The organism is Actinosynnema sp. NPDC023658, from assembly GCF_040639995.1.
Classification (GTDB): Bacteria; Actinomycetota; Actinomycetes; order Mycobacteriales; family Pseudonocardiaceae; genus Actinosynnema.
In genome coordinates this window covers 1-1,190 of the sequence record NZ_JBFAAX010001396.1, presented here as the reverse complement: position 1 = coordinate 1,190, position 1,190 = coordinate 1, and the positions used below count along the sequence as shown (strand labels likewise).

Below are 1,190 nucleotides of genomic sequence, written 5' to 3'. Positions count from 1 at the left end.
TTCGCCGCCGCCGCGGTGCCGGGCCTGAGCACCACCGGCGCGGGGGAGGGGTCGGGCGTGCGCTGGAGGTCGGTCGGCAGCGCGTTGCCCGACGCCGAGCACGGACCCCGCGCCGTGTGGCTGGCGTGCAGCCACGGCGACGTGATCAAAGCCGTCCTGGCCGACGCCCTCGGCGTCCACCTCGACGGGTTCCAGCGCATCGTCGTCGACCCCGCCTCGGTGTCGGTCGTCGCCTACACCCCGACCCGGCCGTTCGTGCTGCGCGTCAACGACAACGGCGGCGACCTGTCCGGCGTCGTGCCACCACCGGAGTAGACCGAGGAGACGCCGTCCTCCGACGCCGTCGTGGGCGGCACCACCGGCGCCTGACCCGGCGGGCCGGACCCTGATCACGCGGCCCTGGGAGTGCGGCACCAGCAGCGCGTGGCCCCCGGACAGTGCAGGGTAGTCCGGGGGCCACGGTGCGCTTGGCCGGGGCGGGCGGCCGCGTGGGACGATCGTATTGCCGTTACCGCGCGGTTCAGCTCTCCTCCCGTGCTGTGGGAATCGGCGCGACACCGTCGGCCCACCGCAGGTCAGCCCGCGCACCGGAATCGCGAAAGCGTCCAAAACCGCAGATCAGCCCGGGTGGAAACACAGCCGAAACACACCGGCAAGCGGCCCCGCGCGCTAGCCGGTTGGACCGTTCGGTTCCGGCCGGACGGACCGGACGTGTGAGAAGTTAACAACCCACGGTGCGCCGTCGGTCACAGTCCGGGGCGGGTCACAGGCCCAGCCGCGTCACCGCGTTGTCCTCCAACGGGTTCGCCGTGCGGATGTAACGGTGCACCGTGCGCGGGTTGGTCCAGCGGCCTTGCCGCATGATCTCCCGGTCGCTCGCGCCGCCCAGCGCTGCCTGCGTGGCGAACCCGGCCCGCAGCGAGTGCCCGCCGAACAGCGCCGGGTCCAACCCGGCCCGCGCCGCGTACCGCTTCACCACGTCCGACACCGCCCGGTCCGACATCGACCGCGTGCCCAGCCGCCCGTGCCTGCTCACCGACGGGAACAGCGGACCGCGCACCTCAGCCGGCAGGTAGCCGTGGCAGCGGTGCGTCGCCGCCGGCTCGCCCTCGCCCTCCACCAACGCCCGCGACGGGTTCGTCGGGGTGGGCGTCGGCCTGGCGGCGGTCGCGCTGGGCAGCGGCGGGCTG

General features: G+C 74.2%; 2 protein-coding genes. One reads left to right on the top strand and one right to left on the bottom strand.

Annotated elements, in window-relative coordinates:
• The coding region (locus AB0G02_RS41290) for a histidine phosphatase family protein (RefSeq protein WP_360806341.1) at positions 1 to 315 on the top strand (315 nt) is incomplete at its 5' end.
• Positions 316 to 763: 448 nt separating this feature from the next.
• On the opposite strand, the gene AB0G02_RS41285 is transcribed toward AB0G02_RS41290, so the two are convergent.
• On the bottom strand, positions 764 to 1,190 hold a 427-nt coding region (locus AB0G02_RS41285; protein ID WP_360806338.1), incomplete at its 5' end, for a tyrosine-type recombinase/integrase.